This window comes from Gilliamella sp. BG2 (assembly GCF_046635645.1).
Lineage (GTDB): Bacteria > Pseudomonadota > Gammaproteobacteria > Enterobacterales > Orbaceae > Gilliamella > Gilliamella bombi.
Genome location: NZ_JBIDFF010000016.1, coordinates 20,710 through 39,669 on the forward strand (window position 1 = coordinate 20,710; position 18,960 = coordinate 39,669).

The 18,960-nt window shown below is 35.5% G+C and carries 21 protein-coding genes; 11 read left to right on the plus strand and 10 right to left on the minus strand.

Annotated features, from left to right (window positions below; all coding sequences use genetic code 11):
* Window positions 1-18 precede the first annotated feature (18 nt).
* The 9 genes from ACGH6Q_RS07955 (at window position 19) to ybaK (ending at window position 9,202) form a co-directional block, all read left to right on the plus strand.
* Window positions 19-807: a DUF3100 domain-containing protein gene (locus tag ACGH6Q_RS07955; RefSeq protein ID WP_296300186.1), complete on the plus strand. Its 789-nt coding sequence runs from the start codon at window positions 19-21 to the stop codon at window positions 805-807.
* Window positions 807-1,256, plus strand: a complete 450-nt coding sequence (locus ACGH6Q_RS07960; protein WP_065560819.1) for a hypothetical protein — start codon at window positions 807-809, stop codon at window positions 1,254-1,256. Before ACGH6Q_RS07955 ends, ACGH6Q_RS07960 begins: the two co-directional genes overlap by 1 nt.
* 20 nt (window positions 1,257-1,276) lie before the next feature.
* Entirely contained in the window at window positions 1,277-2,596 is a 1,320-nt protein-coding gene (locus ACGH6Q_RS07965) for an amidohydrolase (protein ID WP_065590296.1), read from the plus strand.
* A gap of 81 nt (window positions 2,597-2,677) precedes the next feature.
* The gene (locus ACGH6Q_RS07970) at window positions 2,678-3,451 is read left to right on the plus strand and encodes a molybdopterin-synthase adenylyltransferase MoeB (RefSeq protein ID WP_174798795.1); all 774 of its coding nucleotides are present in this window, start codon (window positions 2,678-2,680) and stop codon (window positions 3,449-3,451) included.
* Window positions 3,448-4,404 carry a tRNA dihydrouridine(16) synthase DusC gene (dusC, locus tag ACGH6Q_RS07975; RefSeq protein ID WP_411592561.1) on the plus strand — a complete coding sequence of 319 codons (957 nt, stop codon included), beginning with the start codon at window positions 3,448-3,450 and terminating at the stop codon, window positions 4,402-4,404. Before ACGH6Q_RS07970 ends, dusC begins: the two co-directional genes overlap by 4 nt.
* A 310-nt stretch (window positions 4,405-4,714) precedes the next feature.
* Complete coding sequence (glyQ, locus tag ACGH6Q_RS07980; protein WP_034912362.1) at window positions 4,715-5,647, plus strand: glycine--tRNA ligase subunit alpha; 933 nt, start codon at window positions 4,715-4,717, stop codon at window positions 5,645-5,647.
* 10 nt (window positions 5,648-5,657) lie between these two features.
* On the plus strand, window positions 5,658-7,730 hold the full coding sequence (gene glyS / locus ACGH6Q_RS07985; protein ID WP_363319005.1) for a glycine--tRNA ligase subunit beta: 2,073 nt from the start codon (window positions 5,658-5,660) through the stop codon (window positions 7,728-7,730).
* Window positions 7,731-7,803: 73 nt separating this feature from the next.
* On the plus strand, window positions 7,804-8,613 hold the full coding sequence (locus ACGH6Q_RS07990) for a hypothetical protein (RefSeq protein WP_411592562.1): 810 nt from the start codon (window positions 7,804-7,806) through the stop codon (window positions 8,611-8,613).
* Between the two features lie 103 nt (window positions 8,614-8,716).
* Window positions 8,717-9,202 (plus strand): Cys-tRNA(Pro) deacylase, encoded by a 486-nt coding sequence (gene ybaK / locus ACGH6Q_RS07995; RefSeq protein WP_065590290.1) that lies wholly within the window; start codon window positions 8,717-8,719, stop codon window positions 9,200-9,202.
* A gap of 169 nt (window positions 9,203-9,371) precedes the next feature.
* On the opposite strand, the gene ACGH6Q_RS08000 is transcribed toward ybaK, so the two are convergent.
* The 4 genes from ACGH6Q_RS08000 to ACGH6Q_RS08015 form a co-directional block, all read right to left on the minus strand.
* A complete protein-coding gene (locus ACGH6Q_RS08000) occupies window positions 9,372-9,644 on the minus strand; it encodes an HU family DNA-binding protein (protein ID WP_034912351.1) in 273 nt (90 codons plus the stop codon).
* Between the two features lie 173 nt (window positions 9,645-9,817).
* Complete coding sequence (locus tag ACGH6Q_RS08005) at window positions 9,818-10,420, minus strand: YjaG family protein (RefSeq protein ID WP_296302323.1); 603 nt, start codon at window positions 10,418-10,420, stop codon at window positions 9,818-9,820.
* Window positions 10,413-11,486, minus strand: a complete 1,074-nt coding sequence (gene hemE / locus ACGH6Q_RS08010) for a uroporphyrinogen decarboxylase (RefSeq protein ID WP_174798799.1) — start codon at window positions 11,484-11,486, stop codon at window positions 10,413-10,415. The genes ACGH6Q_RS08005 and hemE overlap by 8 nt, the downstream gene beginning before the upstream one ends.
* A 112-nt stretch (window positions 11,487-11,598) precedes the next feature.
* Window positions 11,599-12,486, minus strand: a complete 888-nt coding sequence (locus ACGH6Q_RS08015) for a LysR family transcriptional regulator ArgP (protein WP_085165171.1) — start codon at window positions 12,484-12,486, stop codon at window positions 11,599-11,601.
* Window positions 12,487-12,695: 209 nt separating this feature from the next.
* Here ACGH6Q_RS08015 and rpiA point away from each other — a divergent pair, with 209 nt between their 5' ends.
* Window positions 12,696-13,352 (plus strand): ribose-5-phosphate isomerase RpiA, encoded by a 657-nt coding sequence (gene rpiA, locus ACGH6Q_RS08020; protein ID WP_411592563.1) that lies wholly within the window; start codon window positions 12,696-12,698, stop codon window positions 13,350-13,352.
* Window positions 13,353-13,431: 79 nt separating this feature from the next.
* Window positions 13,432-14,673, plus strand: coding sequence for a phosphoglycerate dehydrogenase (gene serA / locus ACGH6Q_RS08025; RefSeq protein WP_411592564.1), 1,242 nt, complete (start codon window positions 13,432-13,434; stop codon window positions 14,671-14,673).
* 136 nt (window positions 14,674-14,809) lie between these two features.
* Here serA and srlR read toward each other — a convergent pair whose 3' ends face one another.
* From srlR to srlA, 6 genes are all read right to left on the minus strand, one after another.
* Window positions 14,810-15,592 (minus strand): glucitol operon DNA-binding transcriptional repressor SrlR, encoded by a 783-nt coding sequence (srlR, locus tag ACGH6Q_RS08030; protein ID WP_065590284.1) that lies wholly within the window; start codon window positions 15,590-15,592, stop codon window positions 14,810-14,812.
* A gap of 98 nt (window positions 15,593-15,690) precedes the next feature.
* Entirely contained in the window at window positions 15,691-16,050 is a 360-nt protein-coding gene (gene gutM / locus ACGH6Q_RS08035) for a transcriptional regulator GutM (protein WP_065590283.1), read from the minus strand.
* 78 nt (window positions 16,051-16,128) lie between these two features.
* Window positions 16,129-16,908 (minus strand): sorbitol-6-phosphate dehydrogenase, encoded by a 780-nt coding sequence (srlD, locus tag ACGH6Q_RS08040; RefSeq protein WP_174798803.1) that lies wholly within the window; start codon window positions 16,906-16,908, stop codon window positions 16,129-16,131.
* A 12-nt stretch (window positions 16,909-16,920) separates the two neighbouring features.
* Window positions 16,921-17,289, minus strand: coding sequence for a PTS glucitol/sorbitol transporter subunit IIA (locus ACGH6Q_RS08045; protein ID WP_065590281.1), 369 nt, complete (start codon window positions 17,287-17,289; stop codon window positions 16,921-16,923).
* 96 nt (window positions 17,290-17,385) lie between these two features.
* Window positions 17,386-18,372 (minus strand): PTS glucitol/sorbitol transporter subunit IIB, encoded by a 987-nt coding sequence (locus tag ACGH6Q_RS08050; RefSeq protein WP_174798804.1) that lies wholly within the window; start codon window positions 18,370-18,372, stop codon window positions 17,386-17,388.
* A gap of 21 nt (window positions 18,373-18,393) precedes the next feature.
* Window positions 18,394-18,942 carry a glucitol/sorbitol-specific PTS transporter subunit IIC gene (srlA, locus tag ACGH6Q_RS08055; protein WP_034913455.1) on the minus strand — a complete coding sequence of 183 codons (549 nt, stop codon included), beginning with the start codon at window positions 18,940-18,942 and terminating at the stop codon, window positions 18,394-18,396.
* Between the last annotated feature and the right edge of the window lie 18 nt (window positions 18,943-18,960).

Here is an 18,960-nt window from a genome sequence, read left to right on the forward strand (position 1 = left end):
ATAAATTAAGGAGTAATAATGAAAGTTTTACGAGATTATAAAGTGCATTTACTTGCACTAGTCGTTGTTTTGGCATGTGAGTTTATCGGTAAGCAGTCTATTTGGATTATCGCCGTGTATCCGATGTTATACGCCATGATCATTGGTGGAATAATAAGTGTTCCCAAATTAAAAATATTAAAACTAAAAAATATGAATAATGCCAGCGCCATCATGATTGTAACTTTGATGTTACTTATTGCCAAGCTTGGCGTTTCTGTCGGTCCTAAGATTGATATGATTCTAAAAGATGCTAAGTTAGCATTAATTTTTCAGGAATTAGGTCATTTTGCTGGTACGATTTTATTGGGTTTGCCACTAGCAATGATATTAGGCATGAAACGGGAAGCTGTAGGTGCAACTTATTCTGTTGCTCGCGAACCGAATATAGCAATTGTTGCAGATAAATATGGATTGGACTCCGCTGAAGGTCGAGGCGTTATGGCGATGTATGTTTGTGGCACACTTTATGGTGCTATTTGGATGAGTATACTAGCAAGCGTGATGGCAAAACTAGATATTCTCCATCCTTATGCTTTAGCCATGGGAGCTGGGGTTGGAAGTGGTAGTATGATGGCGGCATCACTTGCTCCAATAAGTGACCTTTATCCAGAAATGGCTAGTGAAATCAAAGCCTATGCAACAACAGCAAACTTAATGTCGAGTGTTGTTGGTATTTATATTTATACATTATTTTCACTACCGTTTGCCTCTTTCTTATATAACATCTTTTCCCGTTTACGACGTAATAAAGAAGGAGCGCTATAATGAAAAGTTTAGAAACAATATTTTTACTGATCTTAGTTGCCATTATTATGGCTGCTGGTAATACAGTAGGTTACAAAATTGATTTTATGCTGTCATTAGAAGCGTTATCAATTTTAGTTGTTATATCAATTGTTGGTTATTTTGTTGGCAAAATTCCAGTATTAAACAAATTTCCAGTTATTTTATGGGTATCAGTTGTAGCCGCAGTGGCTTCATCACCTATTTTCCCTTTTCATGAACAAGTTGTTTCACTTACTGACAAGGTTTCTTTATTAGCGGTTTGTACCCCAGTGCTTGCTTATGCTGGATTGGCTATTGGTAAAGATTTAGCATTATTTAAAAGTATCTCATGGCGAATTATTCCTGTTTCATTAGCGGTATTTTCAGGCACTTTTATTTTGGCAGCAATCATTGCTCAAATCACCTTGCATTGGGAAGGTGTTATCTAATTTGCACTAGGATTTAATTTATGACAAAAGAAGAACTTAAAAAAAAGGTTTGTAGTGCAATTGCAAACCGTAAAGCCGATATTAAGGCGATTGCTGAATCAATTTGGGTAGAACCTGAACTTGGTTATAAAGAACACAAAACAGCTCAAAAAGTTGAGCAAACTTTTGAAAAACTAGGTATTCCATTTAAAAATAAATTAGCAATAACAGGAGTAAAAGGTCGCCTAAAAGGAGGAAAAGGTAGTAAATATAGCATTGCCGTTATCGGCGAGCTTGATGCTATTATTTGTGCAGATCATCCTGCTGCTGACGAAACATCTGGTGCTGCGCACTGCTGTGGACATAATGCTCAAATTGCAAATATGATGGCAGTAACGATGGGATTAATTGATTCAGGGGCTATGCAATTTTTAGCTGGCGATGTCGTACCATTTGCTGTTCCAGCAGAAGAATATGTTGAAATAACTTATCGAAATCGCTTAATAGAAGAAGGTAAAATCAAATATATTGGTGGCAAACCAGAGTTAATTTCACGTGGCGAGTTTGACGATATTGATATGGCATTACAAATACATTTAACTAGTGTACCTAATGAACGTCAAAATGGTTTTATCGAAATATCAACAACTAGCAATGGTTTTATCGGAAAATTAATTAAATATAAAGGTGAGGCAGCACATGCTGCTGCAGCGCCTCATGCTGGCGTCAATGCCTTAAATGCTGCGATGATGGGAATGATGGGGGTGCATGCTATTCGTGAAACATTTCAAGAAAAAGACTACATTAGATTCCATCCAATTATTACCCAAGGTGGTGATTTAGTAAATGTAGTTCCAAGCGATGTCAGAATGGAAAGCTATGTGCGCGCAGGCAATGTGCCTGCCATGATTGATGCCAATGAACGAATAAATCAAGCATTAAAAGCTGGAGCAATGGCTGTTGGGGCAACGTGTGAAATTAAAGATCTACCAGGTTATTTACCTTTGCAAAACAATCCAACACTTAATGACTTTTTACAAAGTAATGCACAAGATCTAATTGGTGCTGATAATGTTTGGATTGCGCCTCATATGACAGGTAGTACGGATACTGGAGATTTATCTCACATTATGCCTGTTAGCCACCCATGGATTGGTTCAGTTCGAGGGGTTTTACATGGTAAAGATTATACGGTATTTGATGAAGAAATGGCTTACATCCGTCCTGCACAAATGATGGCATGTACAATTATTGATTTACTTTATGATGATGCCAAACCTGCACAGAAACTGATGTCAGAATATAAACCACTAATGACCAAAGAGGAATATTTAACCTTTCTATCTGGCTTTGACAAATAATCTTAATAGCTTGGCACATTGTTGTGCCAAGTTTCTGTTATAATGCTTCTTCATAATTAACCACAATAATAATCGCACAATATGCTAGAACTTACAGATCAAGAATTGTTTCGTTATGATAGACAAATCACATTGCGTGATTTCGATATTGATAAACAGCAAATATTGAAAAACAGTTCAGCACTGATCATTGGTTTAGGCGGACTTGGTTGCGCTGCATCACTCTATTTAGCGGCATCAGGTTTAGGAAAATTAACGTTAGTTGATTTTGACACCATATCAAAATCCAACTTAAATCGACAAATCTTATATACCGAAAGCTTTATTAATCAATACAAAGTCGAGGTGGCAAAAGAGGCCTTAACCAATATAAATGCCAATACGTTAATTGAAACAGTAAATCAGCGACTTGATGATAATAAGCTTATTTCACTTATTAAACAACATGATATTGTCATAGACTGTACGGATAACCTAGTGACACGAGAGCAAATTAACCGCTGTTGCTTTCAAGTAAAAAAAACGTTAGTTTCTGGAGCGGCAATCCGTATGGAGGGGTTATTAAGTGTATTTACATACCAACCTAATGAACCCTGTTATCACTGTTTAAGTCGCTTATTTGGTAAAGATCAACTCACTTGTGTTGAGACCGGCGTCATGGCTCCGCTTGTTGGAATGTTTGGTTCCATGCAAGCCTTAGAAGCGATAAAAGTGTTAACTCAATATGGAAAACCATTAATTGGTCGTGTATTAATGACTGATACAATGACAATGGAGTTTAGCCAAGTTAAATTTACCAAACAACCTAATTGTCCCGTTTGTGGTAATGGTAATACCAATCAGGTTTCTCAATGAAAATTAATCGAATTATTTTAGCTCCTATGGAGGGAGTACTTGATTATCAAGTCAGGCAACTTTTAACTGAAATTAACCAATTTGATTATTGTGTTACAGAATTTATCAGAGTGACCCATCACAAATTATCAAATAGGACTTTCTATCGCCTATGTCCTGAACTTTACAATAATGGAAAAACCGAATCTGGCACGCCAGTTCGTGTCCAAATTTTAGGACAGTCACCAGAGTGGATGGCTGAAAATGCTATTAAAGCTATCGAATTAGGTTCTTATGGTATAGATATCAATTTTGGTTGCCCAGCCAAAACTGTAGTTGGCAGCCACGGTGGCGCTTATTTATTACAATATCCAGAGCAGATATTTAATATTGTCAGCCAGGTACGACAAGCTATAGGTACAACAAATAAATTATCAGTCAAAATTCGCTTAGGTTGGGATAATAAATCGCATTGTCACGAAATTGCCAACGCAATTGAACTTGCTGGAGCCAATGAAATAGCAATTCACGGAAGGACCAAAGAAGACGGCTATAAAACCGAAAAAATAGATTGGCAAACAATAGGCCAAATCAAACAGCACTTAAAAATTCCTGTTATTGCTAATGGTGAAATTTTCTCTATTGCAGATGCAAAAAATTGCATAAGCCAAAGCCAAACTAATGACATTATGCTAGGGCGCGGTATTTTAACTATTCCAAACCTAGCTAATATGATACGAACTGAGCAATCAGCATTAAATTGGCAACAAGTGATGGAAATTTTAATTCACTATGCAACATCATCTATTGATAATGCTAAACCGCTTTATCACTCTGCTCGCATCAAACAATGGCTTGCTTACTTAAAACGTCACTATGTTCAAGCGTCAGAAGTCTTACAAAACATTAGAACACTCAAATCACAACAAGAAATTTGTCAATTTTTAACAAATGACAATAAAAATAATACATAAATGTCGTGGCTATTTATCCAACAGCTAAATAAGGTACATTACATATTACCAATAAAATATAATCTATTTAGCTGATATTAAAAGATTAATTAATGTTAATCAGAAAAGATTATATATGGTTCTACTTTTCCATAAAAAACGTTCAGGTAGGGCATTGATTTTATTTAATTTTTTATTTTTAAAGAAAAATCAATCATTTATTCAATATTAGACAGAGCCTGATTAGGCATTTCACAAGTATTGATAAAAAGTATAATATATAGCACTATTTAAATTATCGAAATATCAATTCAACCATAAAGATAACATCATGCAAAAGTTTAATGTCAAAACCTTTCAGGGGTTAATTCTTACGTTACAAGACTACTGGGCTAATCAGGGATGCACTGTGATTCAGCCTTTGGATATGGAAGTCGGTGCGGGAACGTCTCACCCGATGACTTGCCTACGAGCGCTTGGGCCAGAACCTATTAATGCAGCTTATGTTCAACCATCTCGCCGCCCAACCGATGGCCGCTATGGCGAGAATCCAAACAGGCTTCAGCATTATTATCAATTTCAAGTTATCTTAAAACCTTCTCCTGATAATATTCAAGAGCTTTATTTAGGTTCGTTAAAACAATTAGGTCTTGATCCAACTGTTAATGATATCCGTTTTGTTGAAGATAATTGGGAAAACCCAACCCTTGGTGCTTGGGGGCTTGGATGGGAAGTTTGGTTAAATGGTATGGAAGTAACCCAATTTACTTACTTTCAACAAGTTGGTGGGCTTGAATGTAAACCAGTTACTGGTGAAATCACTTATGGACTTGAACGCTTAGCAATGTATATTCAAGGCGTGGATAGTGTTTATGATTTGGTTTGGAGTGATGGAGCATTTGGTAAAACAACCTATGGTGATGTGTTCCATCAAAACGAAGTTGAGCAGTCCACTTATAATTTTGAATACGCCAATGTTGAATTTTTATTTTATTGTTTTGAACAACACGAAAAAGAAGCCAAGTTTTTGCTTGAGTTAGAAAAACCACTACCACTACCTGCTTATGAACGCATCTTAAAAGCGGCCCACTGTTTTAATTTACTTGATGCTCGTAAAGCGATTTCAGTAACTGAGCGACAACGTTATATTTTGCGCATCAGAACATTAACCAAAATGGTGGCGGAAGCCTATTACGCATCTCGCGAAGCACTTGGCTTCCCTATGTGCCAAAATTCACAATCTAACGAAAGTGCATCAAAGTAGGAATTAGAAGATTATGCAAAAAACATTTTTAGTGGAAATTGGTACCGAAGAGTTACCACCCAAATCACTCCGCACGTTAGCAGAAAGCTTTGCGGCTAATTTTATACAACAGCTTGATAATGCCAATTTGGAACATGGTGAAGTGCTTTGGTATGCATCGCCTCGCCGTTTAGCATTAAAAGTTTTAAATTTGAATGATACGCAACCCGATAGCCAAATAGTTAAACGTGGTCCTGCGGTCAGCGCAGCCTTTGATGCCAATGGAAATGCAACTAAAGCTGCTGAAGGTTGGGCTCGTGGTTGTGGTATTACAGTTGATCAGGCAGAACGTATACAAACTGATAAAGGTGAATGGCTTTCTTATACTCAAAATCAAAAAGGTCAGCCAGTTGTTAATTTGTTATGTGATATGGTTAAAACCGCATTAAGCAAATTACCTATCCCTAAACCAATGCGTTGGGCGGCTCGCCAAGTTGAATTTATTCGTCCATGTCATACTGTTACCATGTTGTATGGTGATGAGCTTGTGCCTGGTACGATTTTAGAGATTAAATCAGATCGTATTATTCGTGGCCATCGTTTTATGGGTGAGCAAGAGTTCACTATTGATAATGCAGACCAGTATCCTGAAATTTTGGAACAACGTGGTAAGGTAATTGCTGACTACGATAAACGTAAATCTATTATTAAACAACAAGCTGAAGAAGAAGCTGCAAAATTAAATGGTAAAGCAGATTTAACAGATAATTTGCTTGAAGAAGTTTCCTCTCTAGTTGAATGGCCTGTTGTGTTAACTGCTAAATTTGAGGAGCGATTTTTAGAGGTTCCTGCTGAATCATTGGTTTATACCATGAAGGGCGATCAAAAATACTTTCCTGTTTATGATAAACAAGGCAAATTATTACCAAACTTTATTTTTGTGGCTAATATTGAGTCAAAAGATCCACAAGTTGTAATTTCGGGTAATGAGAAAGTGGTTCGCCCTCGCCTTGCCGATGCTGAATTCTTTTATCAAACTGATTTAAAACAACGTTTAGAAGACCGTTTGCCTCGTCTTGAAACAGTTTTATTTCAACAACAGCTTGGAACAGTTAAGGATAAAGCAATTCGCATTGAATCGTTATCTGGCTTTATTGCCGATAAAATTGGGGCTGATGTTGAGCAAGCCAAACGAGCGGGCAAATTAACAAAATGCGATTTAGTGACTAATACTGTTTTTGAATTCCCTGAAACACAAGGTATTATGGGACGTTATTTGGCCCTTAAAGATGGCGAAAGTATTGAAGTTGCAACCGCCATTGAAGAACAATATAAACCGCGTTTTGCTGGTGATGAATTACCAAGTACTGCTGTTTCTTGTTCAGTTTCTATCGCTGAAAAATTAGATACTTTAGCCGGCATTTTTGGTATTGGTCAGCATCCTAAAGGTGATAAAGATCCTTTTGCATTGCGTCGCGCTGCTATTGGTGTTTTACGTATTATTGTTGAAAAGGCACTGCCTTTAGATCTAGTTGAATTAGCCAATTATGCCGCATCATTATATGGCGATAAGCTTAATAATAAAAACGTAGTTGACGATATTGTTAATTTTATGCAGGGTCGTTTCCGAGCTTGGTATCAAGAACAAGGCTTTGCAATTGATACGATTCAAGCAGTTTTAGCACTTAATCCAACTAAACCCGCTGATTTTGATGCACGCGTTAAGGCAGTCACTCACTTTAGAACCTTGCCCGAAGCCTCGTCATTAGCCGAAGCTAATAAGCGTGTGTCAAATATTTTATCTAAAATTGAGGTTACTATTCCTGAGCAGATCAATGCAGCCTTGCTAGAGACAGGCGCAGAAGGTGAATTAGCTAAAAAATTGGCGATTTTAACCGATAAACTTTCACCGTATTTTAGTGAAAGCCGTTATCAAGATGCGTTAATTGAATTATCGTCATTAAAAGAGGCAGTGAATGCGTTTTTTGATTCTGTCATGGTTATGGTTGACAATGAAGGGATTAGGCTTAATCGATTAGCACTTTTGAAAAAGCTACAAAATTTATTCTTAAAAGTTGCGGATATTTCATTATTGCAAGCTTAATTTACGAATTTAATCATTCAAAAATAATAGTGGTAACTAAATCAGTTACCACATATAAGGAACTTACATAGAAATGCAAAAAAAAATCTCTTTTTCTTTAGTTTTTATACAAACATGCAATTTTATTCGTAATCGCATTACGCAATTTGTTCTTGTTAGTCTAACGCTAGCTTTAATTCATGCGTTTTTTAATTCTTTCTTTGACAAACAAAATCTAGCTGAACAAATCTATTTTTCACAAAATTTAACTAACTATGTTTTATTCGTGATGTTGACATTACTAATTAGCATTATTTTAAAAGCAATTAGTATAGCAACTATTTCTAACCTTTATATTAGCGATAAACTTAATTTAAATCTATTACTGTCTAAAGCGTTATCAAATACATTAAAAATTATTCTTTTTTATCTTATCATTGGAGTCTTTATATTTTTAGTCTCATTTATGTTATTGATAGTACTTATTAGTTTAAATTTGCTTTTACCTAAAGAACTTATTTTTATATTAATTTTTTTAGTATTACTGATTCCAATTCTAATTTTAATTATCTTTTGTAACTTCTTTTTTGCTTCGCTGGTTGAACCTGGTCAAAACAATATTCTTGACTCACTTTCATTAAGCATTCAGTCATCAAAAACCCAGTGGCGCTCAGCTATTTTGATGGTATTAATCTTCCTTGCATTTGTGATGGTTTTTACTCAATTAGCTATTGCGTTCGATAGTGACAATTTTGTCCTTGATACCATCTTCTCTTTCTGTAGTATCTTTTTTGATATTTTTGTTACTAGCTTTTTCTATCGTCTTTATACGCTAGCAAATAGTGCCTCTAACTCAGCAGCACCGTCTACTAGCAATGATGATAAAAATAAAGAAGACCACTAATTAATTCTTTAATTGTTATTCATTTCCTTACCAACTCTATTTTGGTAAGGATATCGCTTACCATATACTATTTTGATTTAACTAAATCTATTGGATAAAAGCTATGACTCCAGCAATTGATTTACTTAAAAAGCTAAAAATCAAATTTAATATCCACCAATATAAACACGATCCCAACCAAACTAACTACGGGCAAGAAGCGGTTAATAAACTTGATCCCAGTTTGAATGTTACAGCTACACAGGTATTTAAAACCTTGATTGTAAGTTTAAACGGTAATAATAAGACGTTAGCGGTTTGTGTATTGCCCGTCGATAGACATTTGGATCTTAAAAAAGTCGCAAAAGCACTAAAATGTAAAAAAATAGATTTAGCTGATCCTAATTTAGCTCAAAAGGTAACAGGTTATTTGGTGGGAGGAATTAGTCCACTCGGTCAAAAACAACAACTACCCACACTCATTGATTTAAGTGCAAGTGAGCACACAACAATGTTTATATCAGGCGGGCGAAGAGGATTAGAAATTGAAATTGCGCCTCAAGATTTGATTGATATATTACAAGCGAAATGGGTTGAAATAACCACTTAAAATTATTAGTAATATAATTTTAATTTGGTTCTAATACTACTTATAAACAAGAAAAAGCGAAAGCAATTTGCCTTAAAATAATGTATTTTTATTGAGTTGATAAGGTCATAAGACTATACCCTATGACCTAATACTTCTATCAATCAAGTTGACAGTAAGAAAAAGCAACTTATTTGATTGCTTCTTTTAAAGTTTTACCTGATACGAATGCTGGTACTTTACTTGCTGCAATTTTAATTTCTTTACCAGTTTTTGGATTACGACCAGTACGAGCTTTACGAGAATTAACTTTAAATGTACCAAAACCAACTAATTGAACTGGCTCACCAGCTTTCAATGATTCAGTAATAGCGGCTAATGTAGCTTCCAACGCCGTTTTTGCAGCTACTTTGGTAATATCAGCTTTGCTAGCAATAGCGTCGACAAGTTCTGTTTTATTCATGGGTATATCCTTACATATTATTTTATTGTTAAAGTTAACATTATAAACGAAGCTAAAACTTAATATTTTAGCGTCGTTACTGTAAACGTTGCTTAGATTACATTGCTGTTAAATGTAGTCTATATTTGTCCAATATTAAAGAAAAATTTAATAAAAATTTTAAAAATTACACTTTAAACGCCTTGATAGCTCAAAAAAACACCAATATTACTAGTTCCCGCTGCTCGAATTTCATCTTTCAAGCCTTTTATCAACTCATTCATTTCATTATTTTCTTCGCGTAGCAATCGAAATATTTCCCACTGCAAATCGAATTCATCTATAACACTAGGCAAAGTTTGTTGTTCATCTTCTGAAAGAGTAACATTTGTTTTGGTCATTTCAAATTCAGCAACTGTAGTTGCTGATATACTACTGACTTTAGCTGTATGTTCAGCGATTTCACCACTCAAGTAAGAGTGTAAGACCTCACCAAGTGCATGACAAGCATCGATGGCTGGATAAACCATATAAGGACTATCATCAGTTACAGTTGGAATAATGAGTTCTAATTTCTCAAGCTGTAAATCAAAATTGATTTTTACATCTTCAACTAATAGTGATTCCCAAACTAAATCCAGTATTTTTTTATAATTTTTAGCATCATCTTCATGATGTTGTTGATGACAATAAAAAACAAAGTTGGGATACATTCGTTCACATAAGCAGACCATAAATAGACGTTGTTTCCATTGTGGTAACTTTTCTAGCCTTAATTGAACAGGATTTTTAATCATGATGAAACCTTTTTGATAGTCGATGTACCGCTTCAATCAAATACTGTACATTCTCTACAGGGATATCTTGGTGAATACCATGCCCTAAATTAAAAACATGCCCATTGTGATAGCCATATTCATTAAGAACGGCCTCTACATTGGATTCAATTGTTTGCTTTCCTGCATATAAAACGGAAGGATCTAAATTCCCTTGTACTGCTATTTTCCCTTTTTGAGTAATCTGGCTTAAATTTACAGTCCAATCTACTCCCACCGCATCACAACCTGTATTAATAATACGATCAAGCCATATTCCTCCTCCTTTAGTAAATAAAGTAACAGGAATGTACGAGGTTATATCTTGACTTTTTTTACCTTGTTTTAATTGCGATAAGATCTGTTGCATATAGTCAAGTGAAAATGTTTGATAGCTTTGATGACTTAATACGCCGCCCCAAGTATCAAAAATCATAATCGATTGTGCTCCTGCTTGAATTTGTGCATTTAAATATAATGCGATACTGTTTGCGAGTTTTTCAAGTAGTTGATGCAACGCTTTGGGCTCACTATAAAGCATCTTTTTAATTTTGGTGAATGCTTTGCTACTGCCCCCTTCAATCATGTAGGTGGCTAGTGTCCATGGGCTTCCCGAAAAACCAATTAGTGGAACTTTACCATTGAGTTCTTTTTTTGTTAATCGAATCGCATCCATCACATATTTAAGTGATTGCTCTGGATCTGGGATGGGTAACTGTTCAATATCTGATATGCAAGATATCGATTTTTTAAATTTAGGTCCTTCACCCGATTCAAAATATAAGCCAAGCCCCATAGCATCAGGGATTGTTAAAATATCAGAGAAAATAATAGCAGCATCAAGCTCAAATCGTTGTAATGGTTGTAAGGTGACCTCACAAGCTAATTCTGGCGTTTGACACATCGTCATAAAATCACCCGCTTTTGATCTTAATTGACGATACTCAGGTAAATAACGACCAGCCTGTCGCATCATCCAAACTGGTGTATAGTCTACAGGCAAACATTGTAAAGCTCGTAAATAACGATCATTTTTTAATTGGCTCATATCTTCAGCTCTTTAAATATAGACTTTATTTTGTTAAAAAGTTTCAGGTAAGTATGTGTTTCAGTATAAAAATCACTTAATTTATCTATTATTTGTGATCTAAATCCTGAGGCTATGATAATGTTCGTTGTGCATAACGAATCAAGGTTTCAGAGATATTTTGCATTACACTACTTTCAGGAGCAAAACGATGCCAATATAGCATACGTCTTTGATATAACCCATCAGTTAAGTTAATTAATTCACCATTTTTTAATTCTTGCTCAACTTGCAACTTTGGTAACATACAGCAGGCCGAACCTTGTTTAGCTAATTGCACAAAAGCTTCAGATGAACTAGTGATATGGCAAATTACACTACCTGGCGTAAGGTTAAAGTTTTCTTGTAAGAAGGCCTGATGCATATCATCTAAATGATCGAATGCAACAGCAGGCGCTTTTAATAAAGATGATCGAGTTACCCCAGTTGGAAAGTACTTTTTAGCAAAATCAGGCGAAGCCACAAAAATATAGTCTAAAGCACCTAATAAATCAGACAAGCAACCTGGTAAAGGATTAGCTTGAATGCTAATCGCACCAACTACTGTCCCTAAACGCAATAATTCTAACGTATGTTCTTCATCTTTGACTTGAATATCAAAACGTAAGATATTTTTATCTAAAACTGGTTTTAACGCAGGTAAGAACCAAGTTGCTAAAGAATCAGCATTAATCGCAATAGATAACGACAACGGTGTGGCATTTTGCTCGTTATCACCTAACCATTGCTGTTCTAATAATTCAACTTGATGTAATAAGCCAAGCAGGTGCTCACCTTGTTTGGTTGCTTTCGGAGGAATGGTCCTAACTAGCAGTTGTTGACCAAAAAAGCTTTCTAATTGTTTGATACGTTGCGAAACCGCAGGTTGTGTAATACACAATTTATCAGCAGCTCTTTCAAATCCTCGTTCCTTTATCACCGCATCTAATGCTTGTAACGCTCTATAATCTGGACGCTTCATAATCTCTTTATTAATGATTTGATCATTGCTCAAATATTTAATCTACTTTAATATCGTAATAAGTTTTAAACCTATCACAAAGTTGATTTAATTCTTAAAATCCTAATGATTTTTGCTTTCTAATTGGGTACTATGCCATATCTTCAACAATTTTGCTTTCAAAATTTTATTTTTTTAAGAAAAATTATCCTCAAAATAGGGGTGATATTATGACACAAGACGAATTAAAAAAGGCCGTAGGCTGGTCAGCCTTGAAATTTATCAAACCTGATTCTTTTATTGGTGTAGGAACAGGCTCTACTGCATCCCATTTTATTGATGCATTAGCAACAATAAAAGATCAAATCAAAGGTACTGTATCTAGTTCGGAAGCTTCGACCCAAAAATTAAAAAGCTATGGTATTCCTGTTCTCGATTGTAATGAAGTCGATTGTTTGGATGTCTATGTCGATGGTGCGGATGAAATCAATCACCAGTTGCAAATGATTAAAGGTGGTGGCGCAGCTTTAACGCGCGAAAAAATTGTTTCAGCCATTGCTAAACAATTTATTTGTATTGTTGATGAATCAAAAGTTGTTGATGTATTAGGTAAATTCCCATTACCGGTTGAAGTGATCCCAATGGCACGTTCCTATGTTGCTCGTGAGTTATATAAGCTGGGCGGTAAACCAATATATCGTCAAGGCGTTATAACTGATAATGGTAATGTGATTTTAGATGTTCATGATCTTGTCATTGCCAAACCAATGGAGCTTGAAAACCGAATTAATAGCATTTCAGGTGTGGTTACTGTTGGATTATTTGCCAATAAAGGCGCTGATATTGCGCTTGTTGGATGCAGTACGGGTGTAAAAGAGCTGAGATAAAATCATTTACAACAATAAAGTTAATAATGGTATTTAATTATAAGTACCAATTTGTATGCTGAAGGAAAGAGAGGAAATAATGGTTATTCAAACTTTAACCAAAGATGAAAATAAGTTTTTATTACTTGAGGGAGTTCATCCTAGCGCAATTGAAATATTAAAATTCGCCGGCTTTACCAATATTGAATATCATAAAAACGCATTATCGCCTGAAGAACTTAAGCAAGCTCTGAAAGATGTCCGGTTTATTGGGATCCGGTCAAGAACACAATTAACTAAGGACATTATCGATTCTGCACCTAAACTTGCTGGCATTGGCTGTTTTTGTATAGGTACCAACCAAGTTGATCTTGATGCAGCGACAGTAAAAGGGATTCCTGTTTTTAATGCACCATTTTCAAATACGCGATCTGTAGCAGAACTAGTATTAGCCGAAGCAATATTATTACTTCGTCGAGTACCAGATGCAAATGCTAAAGCACACCGAGGAAAATGGAATAAGATTGCGACAGGTTCACACGAAGCTCGTGGTAAAAATTTGGGTATTATTGGTTATGGGCATATTGGTAGCCAACTAAGTATTTTGGCTGAATCGTTAGGGATGAATGTTTATTTTTATGATATTGAAACAAAACTACCTTTAGGTAATGCTAAACAAGTTTCAACAATGAAAGAATTACTAGCAATAAGCGATATTGTTTCAATGCATGTGCCAGAAAATCCAACAACCATCAAAATGATTAGTGATAACGAAATTGATGCAATGAAACAAGACGCAATTTTAATCAATGCTTCACGCGGTAAAGTTATCGATCTTGATGCTTTAACTAAAGCTCTGAAAGCCAATAAACTCAGTGGGGCAGCTATTGATGTTTTTCCAACAGAGCCTGCTAGTAACAACGACCCTTTTGAATCTCCATTATGTCAATTTGATAATGTAATTATTACTCCGCATATCGGTGGTTCAACTAGCGAAGCACAAGAAAATATTGGGATTGAGGTCGCAAGTAAACTAGCTAAATATTCTGATACTGGTGCAACACTTTCAGCAGTTAATTTTCCTGAAGCCTCTTTACCTATTCCAGCTAAAGGCTCTAGTCGTTTTATTAATATTCATCGTAACCAACCTGGTGTTCTAACTGCTATCAATACGTTATTCGCTGAACAAGGGCTTAATATTTCAGCACAATATTTACAAACTGATCCTCAGATTGGTTATGTTGTTATTGATATCGATAGAGTTAAACAAAGTAAGGCTGAAGAGTTGTTATCTAAACTGAAAAACGTGCCAGGAACAATTCGTGCTAGATTGTTATTTTAAGGTGATAAGTCGGTACGCTTGTTAGCCACTCAGCTTTAGCGGGTTTTTAATTTTGAGTAAATTAAATTTGTTTTGTTAATAATTTGCATCACTCAAATAGATTCCCGCTAATGCAACATTTAAACAATGCTATTTTTTATTCTTTATCAATTACGTCTACTTTAATGACTTTGATGCCTCGTTGTATGAGTGCTTCATAATATTTGTCATCTAATTTATTGTCGGTGATGATGGTATCAACAGCATTTAAGTCACACACAACATTAGGACTACGCCTGCCAAACTTGGTTGAGTCAGCTAATAATATTAATTTTGCCGCAGCTTTACTCATGGCAACACTGCCGTGATAGCTTTCATTAAATGTTGTCACGCCCCCTACTAAATCAATCCCATCGGCCCCCATAAATAGTTTATCAAAAGTGTAAGATTCAAATATGGCCGCAGTTGATGCACTGTTACTGTGAAAAGAGGCCGATTTACGGCGAAAAGTGCCACCTGATAAGATAATAGTATGATCATTATTATGTGCAACAAGTTCATTTACAATGTGTAAGCTGTTAGTCATAATAGTCAAATTATTGAAACTTGTCAGTATAGGAATCATCTGAGCAACAGTACTTCCAGAGTCAAAAATAATTGAGTCACCTTCGTGGATCAATTTAACTGCTTCGCATGCAATTGATTTTTTAGATGCAATGTTGATATAAGTTTTATGATCAATAGCTCTATCACCAATTTCACGGTTTAACATGGCGCCGCCGTAAGTACGTAAAACTAGACCACTTTGGCTGAGTTGAGTGAGATCTTTACGAATTGTAGTTCCAGTCGTTTTGAAATACTCAACTAATTCATCAATACTAACTTGCCCATTATTTTGCAGGTATTCTAAAATAGCTGTTTGTCGTTGCCTTACTTTCATATTATGATTCCATCATTATTAGTATATAGGAAATTTTATTTTGCAAACCATTATACTTTATAATGAAAGAAATTACTTTTCAAAATAAAAGATAATTATTAATTTTTTGCTGTTAAGGCAACAATCAACGCACTTTGTGATATTACGTCGTTTGGAAATATTTTTTCAGGGATTATTTCTGATACAGATAAGCCATGGAGCTGGGAAATAGATTTAGGCAATGCAAATACCGTGATCCCTTTCATTATGATAGAATCAATCACAACTTTATTTTCATCTAATGAAATTGCGATTAATACTCTTGGTCTAAATCGTTTACTTTTACTACGACCAACACCTAAGTAGCAACCTTTTTTTAAAGCTAGAAACGCTTTATTGAAACGACGAATTTGAAACCAACTAAAAATAATTTGAATACACCAAGCAATAAGCGCTATAGCAACTAGAGTAGTCGTCATATTTAATATTTTTCCATTTTGTTTAAGCTAGAATAAAAAGTGCGATAAGTTTAAATTAACTTTCGCACTTTATTTTAACTAGAACATCACTTGTCCACCAGTAATGTTGATTGATTGCCCTGTGCAATATGATGCTTTATCACTTGCATAAAATAGCAATACGTCAAGTACATCTTGATAATCACAACCTCGTTTTAAGGGAACTTTATCAATATAAACTTGTTCCACTTGGTTTTCAGGAATACCTAATTTTTTAGCATACTGTGGTATTAACGATTGGAACATAGGGGATTTTAATAAGTTACCTAACATTAATGAGTTTACAGTAATACCACAATCAGCAAGATCTAGGGCAAGTGATTGTGTTAACCCTACCCCACCAAATTTGGCTGCGCTGTATCCTGAATTATGTTTGCTACCCACTTTTCCAGATTTCGAATTGATTTGGATAATACGACCAGCGGTATTATGTTTTACCATTAATTTTGCAAATTCACGCGCACATAAGAAATAACCAGTTAAGTTGACATCAACCGATAATTGAAAATCACTTAATGCAAAACTGGTAATTGGAGCTGCACGTGCAATTCCTGCACTGTAGACTAATAAGTCAGCATGTTTAAATGTAGCTTCAACGTCTTGTGCTAACTTGATGACACTATCTTCTTTGGTTGCATCAACAACAAAGCCTTTTGCCGTGCTAGCGCCATGTTTTTGATTTATTTCATCTGCAACTTTGTTTGCATTAGCGGCATTCAAATCTGCAACGGCAACTTTGTATCCAGCATCAGCGATACCTTTACATAAGAATTCACCAAGAGTTTGTCCGCCACCTATAACAACTGCTACTTGTTTCATTTTTTATGTTCCTTAATCATTTACAATTCTAATTTCATCACCCACAAAAAGCTGACTTGGAGTTTCGCCTTCTATATGAATGGTTCCTGGTAATTCGGCTTGATTATTACTATCAAATTTTAATGTGATATGACCTAATTCACGGAAATTAACACTAGCAACATCACCCACCGCGGTAATTTTGTAACTCTGTTTACCTAGATAAATGGTCTGCCCAACTTGTAAATCTTGTTTTAAATCATCATGACTATGCACAAAACAATAATCCGCTAAATCTGCTGGTGCTCCAGTTTTAAACAGGATTAACATACCATCAGTTAATGCATCTTGAGCAAACTCACCAATTTGACTAATTTTTGATTGATAGATAATATTTGACATCATTAACCTTCTTATTTCTTGCTTTCACTTAATCCAAGCTTTTTATTTTTAACGTTAGTTTAAAATGGGATGGAACCATCCCATTTTTTAGACAATCTATTGATAGATAAATAACGATACCGCCCATGCAACTAATACTGTTGGCGCACCGGTTAAAAATCGGCTAACTAACACCGATGGTACCCCTACTCGAACTGTATCTTGTTTAGCTTCAGCAAGTGATAAACCAACCGGAATAAAGTCGCATGCTGCTTGTGCATTAATGGCAAACAATGCTGGCAATGCTAAATGCGGTGGAATATTACCAAGTCCAATTTGAACACCAACTAATGTCCCAATAACTTGAGCAATAACCGCACCAGGACCTAAGAATGGGGAAAGTAATGGAAATGAACAAATTAAGGCTAAAATAACCAATCCAAGCGGATTGTTTGCCAGTGGTACTAGCCCATGCGCAATAAAGTTACCCAATCCAGATGCAATGATGATACCAATTAGTGCCGATACAAACGCCATAAAAGGAAGTATTGTTTTCAGTACAGTGTCAATTGTATCTCGGCCAGCTTGGAAGAAGACAGCAACGCCAGAACCCATACCGATACCAATTCTTGCTAACAAACCATCGCTTTGTTCAGTAATTTTTTTGCTGCTGTCATAATCTTTAAATTCAGACGATTTATCGTTTGTTGCTGGTTCGCTTACAACATCGCCTTCTTTTTCTATTAGTTTGATATTGTGAGGTTTTACCGCAGAAACATAAATATCTTCAACAATATATTGAGCCAGAGGGCCTGATTTACCTGTGGCATGAATATTGATAGTTGGTATACGATTTTTTGGATAAATTCCACAACGTAATGTTCCTCCACAATCAATCACAGCAACGCCAATTTCATCTTTAGGCGGCTCACCATCTTTAAAACCATCAATAGCTTCCCAACCTGTTAGATCAACTAAAGTGTCAACTATGGCTGGACGAGTACCTGCTGCAATATAAACAATTTTTTTACCAGCAATAACTGGAAGTTCCAAAGGTCCACCCCAACCTGCTTCGCCTTTTTCAATGTGGATAAATTTTGCCATTTTTTATATTCCTTATTTTTATTATAGATGAACTTTTCTTTCTAACTTGATGCCCATTTTTCTTTCAAAAATGGCAGTACAAAAGTCAGTAATCCACCCCCTAAAGAAGTTAGTACCTAAACCAACAAGGAAATAACTCACAGCAAGAGGACCTAAAGGTAAATTTAGGGTAGTTAAACCAGCAGCTATTCCCAAATAAACAAAAAGTTCACCAGGGTTAACGTGTGGAAAGAGTCCATTCATTGAATGGCAACTATAAGATGAAGCTGCATAATAACTCGGTTTGTAAAACTCTGGCATAAAACGACCTAGGCTTAATGTCATTGGATTACAAAATACGAAAGTTCCGATAAGTGGTAATAATAGATATCGAGAAACAGGATTGCCCGCACAAGCTTGCGCTAAACGTTCAATACGTTCTTGCCCAATAAATTTAATCACTGCGTTCATCACAACGAGTAATGAAATTAATAATGGTAATATACTTGTTACCATACCCACAAATACCTTGCCGCCTTCTTGGAATAAACCAATAAACCATTCGGCACCAAATGAAATAGCATCAATCATATTGTCTCCTATTGAGTT